Source organism: Shewanella gelidimarina (assembly GCF_023283945.1).
Taxonomy (GTDB): domain Bacteria; phylum Pseudomonadota; class Gammaproteobacteria; order Enterobacterales; family Shewanellaceae; genus Shewanella; species Shewanella gelidimarina.
The window spans coordinates 165,560-174,198 of sequence record NZ_JAKIKW010000008.1; the positions used below are offsets into that span (position 1 = coordinate 165,560).

An 8,639-nucleotide genomic window follows, 5' to 3' on the forward strand; every position below is an offset into this window, starting at 1 on the left:
CACTGATCTTATTACATTAATGCCTTGTTGATAAAAATTCCTAATCTCAGCGACTGTGGTACAATATTGAATAATCGTGTCGTTTTTGAAGCCTAAGTATGCTGAGATCTATTTGTCGTTACTTGATGATATTTGCGCTATTCGCGAGTATTCCTTCCCTTGTTACCGCCGCCGAAGTGAGTAAGCTTGATGAAAGCCTCGTGGCTGTTGAATCAAGAGCCAATAACTTGAGAAGCCAAGCGATTAAACAGGCTTTCAAGGAAGTTGTGCTTAAAAATACAGGTACCCAGAGTGCTTTATCTCATCCGGATGTCGTTAAGCAGTTAGCCAGTGCGAGTTCACTGATGACCCAGTATGGCTATCAAGAGTTAGACGGTGAGTTATTCATCCAAGTTAACTTCGACCATAAACGTTTGATTCGTCTATTACGCCAAGCAGGTTTGCCTGTTTGGGGAAGACAACGTCCATCAACCTTAGTGTGGCTTGTTGAAGAAGTTGAAGCTGATAAAAGTATTTTAAGTGATGCCTCTTTGTCGGCGACACGAAATGCGTTCAATAAGCAGTCGGCTAATCGCGGTGTGCCTTTAGTGTTTCCTTTAATGGATTTAGATGATGCTATGCAGGTGGGTGTCAACGATATTCGTGGTCAGTTTACTGATAATGTCGCCAACGCGTCATTGAGGTATCAATCAAACTATTTCATTATGGCGACCATAGAACCGCAAGGGGCTGTATTACGTTACCAAATGGCACTTTATCCAAGAGAGCGTGCTGATGACGCGAGTCAACTCACCCCCTTAATCAGTGCTAATGGTGAAGTATCGACGGTAGAACAGGCTGTAACGGCGATAACAGCAGCGGCGAGTGAGTATTACGTAGGTCAATATGCGATAGCAGACTCAGGTGAAAAGTTGACTGCTAAAGTTGCGTTTACCGATGTCAGTCAAATGAAACAATTGGTTGAAATAGAAAAATACCTCAATCAGTTAAGCGCCATCAAAACAGTAAGCGTTGCGCGTATTGAAGGCATGACCGTTGAGTTTAACGTCGCACTATTTGGTAATGAAGATGACCTACACCGCCTGATGAAGCTAGATCCGCGAATTGAAGTCATCAGCAGTATTACTGCTGATGAAGTGGAATATGCAGGCTTTGAAACAATGACTAACGTCGAGAAACAGACACAGATCTACTATTGGAAAGGTCAATAGCTCCCAATTAGGAGGTGCACATGGTAGCATGTGCACCTAAACTGAATACTGCGTTGTCGAGATACTCCTGAGTGAAATCAAACTCACCGTTACAATTATCATTACCCGTTCATCTACCAGACGATGAAACCTTTAACAGTTATTATCCTGCAGCTGGAAATGATCAACTCATACAGAGTTTGCAAGCCTGTGCCGAAGGCTTAGCTGAAGGTGCTGTTTTTCTCTGGGGCCCAGAGAAGTCTGGTCGCACTCATTTAATGCATGCAGCGTGTGCCCATGCTAACGAGCTCGGACGCAGTAGTTTTTATATCCCATTAGGGATCCATGCCAGTATCTCTCCTGCATTGTTAGAAGGTTTGGAAAAGATTGATTTAGTCTGTATTGATGATGTCAATGCGATCGCAGGTCATCCCGTTTGGGAAGAAGCTATTTTCGATCTTTACAATCGAATATCTGAACAAAAAACCTGTTCATTGATATTAAGTGCCAGTGTTTCACCGGGAGATACCGGCTTTTCGTTACCCGATCTCATCTCACGTATGCAGTGGGGTCTTAATTACCAACTACAGCCTATGGCTGATGATGAAAAGCTAGCAGCGCTGCAGCGTCGCGCCGCGATGCGCGGATTACAGCTGACTGACGATGTCGGTCGTTTTTTGCTGAATCGATTAGCCAGAGACTTAAGAACCTTGTTTGATGTGTTAGACCGTCTAGATAAAGCATCATTGGTTCACCAACGTAAACTGACCATTCCTTTTATAAAAGAGATGTTACGTCTTTAATCGTTGTCATTGAGTCAAAATATTAAAGATAAAAAGCCCAGCGTTTGCTGGGCTTTTTGCAACTTGGACAGCAGTCGCTACTGAGCTACTCTTCGTGTAAGAAGTGTCGCTTGCCCCTTAAAGTCAGTGCTGGCGCAGTCACTTCAACTTGGTGTGATACGCGATTGTCTGAGTTAGATACTGCTTGTGAAATCGATAAATTTTAGAGCAGCTATCTCCTTGATTCATAAGAATTGGCTGCGGTAAACGACTCACCAAGCCAACACTATCCAGCTCTGGCAATATTTGCTCAATAACGAATGCAGCGCGTGGCTGCAGGGCATTATCACCGACTATCCCTCTTTGTCCCCAGTCAACACTAATAGTCTCAGCTGTGGTCACTTCAGGGCTGTCAGTCACTGCAACGTCTCGTAGTATTGAAAGTCGATAACTCATCATGGCTTCTTCAAATAACATCGGCGCATCTTCCCTACGGGTGGAATAGGCATAGTAATCGGTGGCGGTATCGGTTGAGAAAAAGCTGGTTATATCACTTGGACTGTAAGCCGTTTGGTTATAATTGGCAGGTTTCACCTCTGAAACTCATATCGGCTAGGTTCGCCATTATCTCGCGGCTTAACGGATATGTGGCTGATAATTGATCAGCGATGAGCTGTTGCTGACTATCTCGCTGTTGATAATCGAATAGCAGTGTTGGCCCTTGAAAGTTTGAACGAATACTGCGAGGGAATAAGTCATTAGCGTGTGTGAGTTGCTTTGTCCTAGTCATGTTAGTTCAAATTGATAGCTGCCACTGGTTTACGCCGTAAAAGCCAATATTGGGCTATGGCTAGACTTTAATGATATGTTGCACCGGATTCAGGTGCCGATTGAAAAGCGTAATGGGCGCGATTGGCATTTTTCGCCGAGTTTTTTGGCTCAGAGTTGACTGATCGTGGCTGCTATTGTGAGGTAGAAAAGGCTTTTAAATGAAGTAAAGAGCCAAGGCTGGCGCAAACCAGCCTTTAGGGAACCGTGTTATTTTTTCTTCTTTTTAAGACCAAGGCCCAATTCGCGACCACGAATTCTAGCGTAAAAAGGAAAACCAATTAACAGTGCGCCGATAAGGAGAGATTCAGTCAGAGCAAACATAAAACGGGTATCTGTAACATAAAGTAAGGTTAGGGCGTGCAGCATATATAAACAAAGTATAAAGCTTGCCCAGGCGTAGGTGTATGGCTTGCCCGTCAAGATCCCTTTCAGAGGGAGTAGCAACGGCACTAACCATAGCAGACTAAATAACATTGAATATTCGCCTGACATACCTTGTTGGATAAACCAGCTGCCAAGCAATATAACTAAAATGACATATCCAGCGCGGCAAAGTGTAAAGAGGGTAGATGACTCCATTTGCGTGCTCGCTTATAAAATTGCTAATACATTTTCAGGGGGACGACCAATGGCCGCTTTATTATTGGCTAATACAATGGGTCGTTCAATTAACTTGGGAGTGTCGACCATTGCTTGAATTAGCTGTGCATCTGTTAAACTTTCGTCAGATAAATTTTGCTGTTTGTATTCATCCTCTTTTACTCGCATCATTTGTCTAGGACTTACGCCAAGCTTGGTTTGTATGCTGGTGATTTCATCTGCCGAGAGAGGTGTTTTCAAGTAGTCAATGACTTGAATATCACAGCCTTGCTCTTCCAATAAAGCCAGCGTTTGTCTGCTTTTTGAGCACCTAGGGTTGTGGATAATACTTACACTTGTCATAGTCATTTTATTCTTATTTTAAAATTGCCGACATCATACTGTAATTAGTGATGTGAGTCACAATAAACAGTGGTTACTGCAAGGCTTCCATTGCTCTGTCTGCTTGTCTAAATTGTCTTATTCTGGCTTCAATTCGCGCAAGCTGCAATGGATTATCTTTGGATTGTTTATAGGCAAAGTTCAGTTGATCGATTGCTGTTTTATAATCGGCGGCTAGCGCTAAAGATTCTGCTTTAACATAATATTCCATCGCCTTGTTGCCGTTTTTTCTATAAGCCTGATACAAGAGTAAATAGGCAAGCTGATCTTGCTTGTCAAGAAAGATAAGGTCTTCGAGTAATGGGATCGCCTTTTCGGTTTGGTCATCTTCTATGTAAACATTGGCTAAATTGGTATTAACCACATTAGAGGTCGGTTTGATTTGTTGCTCTTTAAGCAGTAAGGCTATAGCGCCTTTAAAATCACCTTTTTGAGTCAATAGATCGGTTTTCGTATCAATGAAAAACAGATTGTTAGGGGCACTTTTCAACAATTCGTCAATCATCTCTTCCGATTCGTCAAATTTATCCATTCTAAAGAGTGCGAGTGCTTTGCCATATTCAGCCGCACTTTTAAAACTATAACGGTTATGTTTTAACTGTTTTTCGAATATCGATAGCACTGCAGCTTCACTGTAGCCAGAAAATCGAACTTGAATTCGTGCCTTTGCTAGCTGAAAGTTCAAATTATCTGGGATATGCCTTAACGGGTATTGCTGTGCTCTAATTCTGGCTTCTGAGATCCGTGACTCTGGTAAAGGGTGAGTCAGCAACATTTGTGGTGGCTTGGTGGTGAATCGATAGCGGGTTGCAAGTTTACCAAAAAAATTGGCAGCGCCATTGGGATCAAAACCGGCATCAACTAAAATTTGCATGCCGATTCTATCAGCTTCTTTTTCATGCAAACGGGTGAAGTTAATTTTTGCTTGAGTTGCTAACGCTTGGGTTGTTGCAAGGGCAGCCATACCAGCTTGAGGTGAGGCTATGGTTAATAATATCGCCCCTAACATCCCTACTATAGTGGCAGTCGAGCTTTTATCCTGAGCTTCAAGCGAGCGAGCTAAGTGCCGCTGGGTGACGTGAGTGATTTCGTGGCCAAGCACTGAAGCAAGTTCGCTTTCGGTATCAGCATTGAGAAACAAGCCAGTGTGTACGCCAACATGGCCACCAAAAAAGGCAAAAGCATTAATTTCATCATTACGCAGTAAGAAAAAATAGAAAGGTGTTTTCACCCCGCTTGCATGCGCTACCAGCTTATTGCCCAGTTCTGTTAGGTACTGGTTAAGCACGGGGTCATTGAGCATTGGGGCTGAAGCCCTGATAACACGCATATACGCATCACCATATACAGTTTCTTTCTCTAAACTGAAGGTGTTAACTGCGGCAGTACCTAAATCAGGCAGATCGTTGTTAGCGTAGGTAACCGCTGTAGTGGTACTTAAGATAAATGCCAACGTCCCTGCAATAACTGATTTTGAAAAAGTTAATTTACTCAAGCGGATCCTTAATTTGGGCTATGCTTTTCTTGTTGTAAGGCCACAATGCATACTTGTGGTTTGCGCTGCTTATTAGGATAATAGCCTTAGATTGTTTATAGCAAGTTCATTATGATTATTATTGATTTAACTGCCTTTCGCTGTCCGTTGCCATTAGTCAAAGTTAAATTGGCTTTAAAGCAGCTTAACCCGGGACAAAAATTAAGGGTATTGTTATCAGACCCTGGGTCTAAGCAAGATGTTCCCCGCTTTTTAAAAAAAGTTGGTTATCATCACCAAACTTTCAAACACGATGAGTGTATTTTGGCACTTGAGATCACTAAGTAAAGTGACTTTTAAACTGTTTTACATCTGTAAGTGTAAAACATCATTTTTAGCGGCAGCAGTACCGAGTGTATTTTTGCTGGATTAGGGAATATAAATGTTAACCATTTTGAGTCGTTGGTATAAAGAACGTTTTAGTGATCCACAAGCCGTTACTTTAGTCTTTATTCTTGTTGGCATCGCGCTAGCTATTTATGTTGCTGGTGGCTTACTCGCGCCTTTACTCGTTGCGCTAGTCTTGGCATTTTTATTGGAATGGCCCGTTGCTCAAATGGCGCGGATTGGGATCAACCGCACACCCGCAGCGTCGCTGGTATTAATTTTGTTTATCGGTTTAATGCTGCTGATAAGTTTTGGCTTGATCCCAAGCCTTTGGCGTCAAGGTGTCAGCTTAATTGGTGACCTGCCTAATATGATTGATAAAGGGCTGCAGACAGCGCAGCAATACATTAATCAGTACCCACAATTTGTCAATCCGACGCAGTTAGATACCATGGTTGCAGAGCTGAAAAAAATGCTAGATACCCAGCACCTGTTAGATATTGGTAAGCAGTTGTTAGGTTACTCAGCATCGCTCTTAGTACTGATGGTGTATGTGATTTTGGTGCCATTATTGGTGTTTTTCTTTTTGAAAGATAAAGATCAACTGATCCGCGGTAGCAAACGGTTTTTTCCTTCAAACCGAGATTTAGCCCGTAAGGTTTGGAATGAGATGCATCAACAAATTTTTAATTATATTCGCGGTAAAGTGATCGAAATTGTGATTATCGGTGTTGTGAGCTATGCCTTTTTTGCCGTTATGGATCTGAGGTATGCAGCGTTGTTAGGCGTGCTCACTGGCTTGTCAGTGCTTATCCCTTATGTGGGGGCAACACTGGTGACTTTACCTATCGCATTGGTGGCTTTTTTCCAATGGGGTATAAGCTCTGAATTTGGTTATCTGATGATTGGCTATGGAATAATCCAAGCCTTAGACGGTAATGTACTCGTGCCGCTACTGTTTTCTGACGCGGTGGATTTACATCCTGTATTTATCATTGCAGCTGTACTGGTATTTGGCGGGATGTGGGGAGTGTGGGGCGTCTTTTTTGCAATCCCGCTGGCATCACTGGTCAAAGCGGTGATTAATGCCTGGCCAGTGCATGAGCCACTACTGACCAATAGCGACGAATCATTGCCCGAAGTAAAATAGGCTTTGAGTAGTTAAATCAACGGAAAGGGGCTTAATGCCCCTTTTTTTATTCGTTAGGATTGATCAGCAGATGACGAGCCGTCGCGGCTAATGAACGATAAACAATGGTTGTTTGCTTCGCTTTAATGTTCCAATGTTGCCAATAGAGCGGCACTTGCATCCGTTTAGCCGGAAATACTTCTACCAGTTGGCCACTGTCGAGCAAGGGTTTGGCCTGTAAATGAGCCACTAATCCATAGCCTAGCCCCATTTTTATTGCCTCTAAGAAACTTTCCGAAGAGGGGATTTTATGCTCTCGACTACTGCATTCGCTAATATCAAAATAGAAGCTAAGAAATTTATCATGCAGTTTATCTTTAGTGGAGAATACGACGGCAGGTGCCAGTAGTATTGACTGAGGTTTGTCTATTAAGTCATTAAAGTAAAGGCCTATAAACTCGGGTGTCGCGACACAAATATATTCCATGTGGCCAAGAAACTCACTGCTACAACCCGCCATAGGTGATTGGCTGGTGGTCACACATCCTACCGCGTCGCCACTTTTCAATAGATGATGTGTGTAAGCCTCATCATCGACCACTAACTCCAATAGCCACTTATGCCGTTTAAAAACTTCGGTGAGTGCGGGCAAAAACCATGTCGCTAAACTATCTGCATTAACCGCGATACGGACGATGGTCGGCAAGGACGGGTCGTCAACATTCATCTCGCTACGAAGCTCACTTTCTAGCAATTGAACTTGAGCGTAATGCCTGAGCAATCGTTTACCCATATCGGTGGCGTAAACCGGGGACGCGCGAACAACAAGCGCTTGACCGACTTTATCTTCCAGTTGTTTTATCCGTTGTGATACGGCTGATTGGCTAATAAATAGCAGCTTTGCCGCCTTATCAAAGCCACCTCGTGATACGACAATCGACAGGGCTTTTAGGTGGGCGTAATCAAACATAGATGCTCCAAGGTGTTTGTATAAGTTTTACTTATGATACATAAATAAAATTAGTTGTACTTATTTTTGTTTGGCGAATATTCTGCGCCTCAAATCATCGTATATTTACCAAGGTAAACTCATGCAAACAGCTTTCATTCAAGGAATGGGGATCGGTGGCAGCCTCATTATGGCTGTCGGCGCGCAAAATGCTTTCGTTTTAAAGCAAGGGCTAAGGAAAGCTCATTCACTGCCTATTGCAGCCTTGTGTTCCGTGATTGATGCGATAATGATTACGGCGGGGGTCGCAGGCTTAGGTCATCTCATTTTGGCTTTTCCGCTAATAAAAGATATAGCCAGTTTTGGCGGGGCCATTTTTTTGCTGATCTATGGCTATAGCGCTCTTAAATCCTCTTTTAGTGAAAACAACATGGTGGATGAAGATCACCATGCAACAGACAGTTTGAAAAAAGCGGTATTAACCACACTTGCGATAAGTTTGCTTAATCCGCATCTGTATCTTGATACTGTTGTGTTATTGGGAAGCATAAGCGTGCAGTTTGAAGGTAGTGCAAAGCAGTGGTTTGGTGCTGGCGCAGTACTGGCCTCATTTTTGTGGTTCTTTAGCTTGAGCATTGGCGCAAGATACTTAAGCCCTGTGTTCAAAAAGCCGAAAGCGTGGTGTTATCTAGATAGATTTATCTGCTTAACGATGTGGTCTATCGCATTCGCACTGCTTTACCCGTATTTAAAACAGCTCTTAGGGTAATGTCTACAGAGTCTAAAATAAAAAAGGAGCCCAAAGGCTCTAATGCCGATCAGTTAGTCAATATTTGATCGGTTGACCGATCTTCTCAGCATGCGAAAATCCGAATGTATTCCTTACATTCGGATTTTTTATGGACGTATCTCAAGC

Annotated in this window: 11 protein-coding genes; 5 read left to right on the forward strand and 6 right to left on the reverse strand. The window is 43.0% G+C overall.

All coding sequences use genetic code 11. The features are described from left to right. Positions 1 to 98: 98 nt before the first annotated feature. Both L2729_RS09395 and hda read left to right on the forward strand, forming a co-directional pair. Positions 99 to 1,211: a DUF2066 domain-containing protein gene (locus L2729_RS09395; RefSeq protein WP_248988043.1), complete on the forward strand. Its 1,113-nt coding sequence runs from the start codon at positions 99 to 101 to the stop codon at positions 1,209 to 1,211. Between the two features lie 71 nt (positions 1,212 to 1,282). After that, positions 1,283 to 1,993, forward strand: a complete 711-nt coding sequence (hda, locus tag L2729_RS09400) for a DnaA inactivator Hda (protein ID WP_248988044.1) — start codon at positions 1,283 to 1,285, stop codon at positions 1,991 to 1,993. A gap of 138 nt (positions 1,994 to 2,131) precedes the next feature. On the opposite strand, the gene L2729_RS09405 is transcribed toward hda, so the two are convergent. From L2729_RS09405 to bepA, 5 genes are all read right to left on the reverse strand, one after another. Continuing rightward, the gene (locus L2729_RS09405) at positions 2,132 to 2,566 is read right to left on the reverse strand and encodes a hypothetical protein (protein WP_248988045.1); all 435 of its coding nucleotides are present in this window, start codon (positions 2,564 to 2,566) and stop codon (positions 2,132 to 2,134) included. After that, positions 2,547 to 2,762 (reverse strand): hypothetical protein, encoded by a 216-nt coding sequence (locus L2729_RS09410; RefSeq protein ID WP_248988046.1) that lies wholly within the window; start codon positions 2,760 to 2,762, stop codon positions 2,547 to 2,549. The genes L2729_RS09405 and L2729_RS09410 overlap by 20 nt, the downstream gene beginning before the upstream one ends. 248 nt (positions 2,763 to 3,010) lie before the next feature. Continuing rightward, on the reverse strand, positions 3,011 to 3,382 hold the full coding sequence (locus L2729_RS09415) for a DUF2069 domain-containing protein (protein WP_248988047.1): 372 nt from the start codon (positions 3,380 to 3,382) through the stop codon (positions 3,011 to 3,013). A 12-nt stretch (positions 3,383 to 3,394) separates the two neighbouring features. Beyond that, positions 3,395 to 3,745 (reverse strand): arsenate reductase (glutaredoxin), encoded by a 351-nt coding sequence (gene arsC, locus L2729_RS09420; RefSeq protein WP_248988056.1) that lies wholly within the window; start codon positions 3,743 to 3,745, stop codon positions 3,395 to 3,397. A gap of 73 nt (positions 3,746 to 3,818) precedes the next feature. Then, positions 3,819 to 5,279 (reverse strand): beta-barrel assembly-enhancing protease, encoded by a 1,461-nt coding sequence (gene bepA / locus L2729_RS09425; RefSeq protein ID WP_248988048.1) that lies wholly within the window; start codon positions 5,277 to 5,279, stop codon positions 3,819 to 3,821. A gap of 111 nt (positions 5,280 to 5,390) precedes the next feature. Here bepA and L2729_RS09430 point away from each other — a divergent pair, with 111 nt between their 5' ends. Beyond that, positions 5,391 to 5,606 (forward strand): sulfurtransferase TusA family protein, encoded by a 216-nt coding sequence (locus L2729_RS09430; RefSeq protein ID WP_101090967.1) that lies wholly within the window; start codon positions 5,391 to 5,393, stop codon positions 5,604 to 5,606. Between the two features lie 94 nt (positions 5,607 to 5,700). Next, positions 5,701 to 6,795, forward strand: a complete 1,095-nt coding sequence (locus tag L2729_RS09435; RefSeq protein WP_248988049.1) for an AI-2E family transporter — start codon at positions 5,701 to 5,703, stop codon at positions 6,793 to 6,795. Positions 6,796 to 6,841: 46 nt separating this feature from the next. On the opposite strand, the gene L2729_RS09440 is transcribed toward L2729_RS09435, so the two are convergent. Beyond that, positions 6,842 to 7,744 carry a LysR family transcriptional regulator ArgP gene (locus tag L2729_RS09440; RefSeq protein WP_248988050.1) on the reverse strand — a complete coding sequence of 301 codons (903 nt, stop codon included), beginning with the start codon at positions 7,742 to 7,744 and terminating at the stop codon, positions 6,842 to 6,844. 121 nt (positions 7,745 to 7,865) lie between these two features. Between L2729_RS09440 and L2729_RS09445 the strand changes: the two genes are divergently transcribed. After that, positions 7,866 to 8,492, forward strand: coding sequence for a LysE/ArgO family amino acid transporter (locus tag L2729_RS09445; RefSeq protein WP_248988051.1), 627 nt, complete (start codon positions 7,866 to 7,868; stop codon positions 8,490 to 8,492). The last annotated feature ends 147 nt before the right edge of the window (positions 8,493 to 8,639 follow it).

What these genes read in the sequence shown, in the direction of transcription:
- L2729_RS09395 (WP_248988043.1), top strand. Translation starts at nt 99, where the DNA reads ATGCTGAGATCTATTTGTCGTTACTTGATGATATTTGCGCTATTCGCG.
- L2729_RS09410 (WP_248988046.1), bottom strand. Translation starts at nt 2,762, where the DNA reads ATGACTAGGACAAAGCAACTCACACACGCTAATGACTTATTCCCTCGC.
- L2729_RS09415 (WP_248988047.1), bottom strand. Translation starts at nt 3,382, where the DNA reads ATGGAGTCATCTACCCTCTTTACACTTTGCCGCGCTGGATATGTCATT.
- arsC (WP_248988056.1), bottom strand. Translation starts at nt 3,745, where the DNA reads ATGACAAGTGTAAGTATTATCCACAACCCTAGGTGCTCAAAAAGCAGA.
- L2729_RS09430 (WP_101090967.1), top strand. Translation starts at nt 5,391, where the DNA reads ATGATTATTATTGATTTAACTGCCTTTCGCTGTCCGTTGCCATTAGTC.
- L2729_RS09435 (WP_248988049.1), top strand. Translation starts at nt 5,701, where the DNA reads ATGTTAACCATTTTGAGTCGTTGGTATAAAGAACGTTTTAGTGATCCA.
- L2729_RS09440 (WP_248988050.1), bottom strand. Translation starts at nt 7,744, where the DNA reads ATGTTTGATTACGCCCACCTAAAAGCCCTGTCGATTGTCGTATCACGA.
- L2729_RS09445 (WP_248988051.1), top strand. Translation starts at nt 7,866, where the DNA reads ATGCAAACAGCTTTCATTCAAGGAATGGGGATCGGTGGCAGCCTCATT.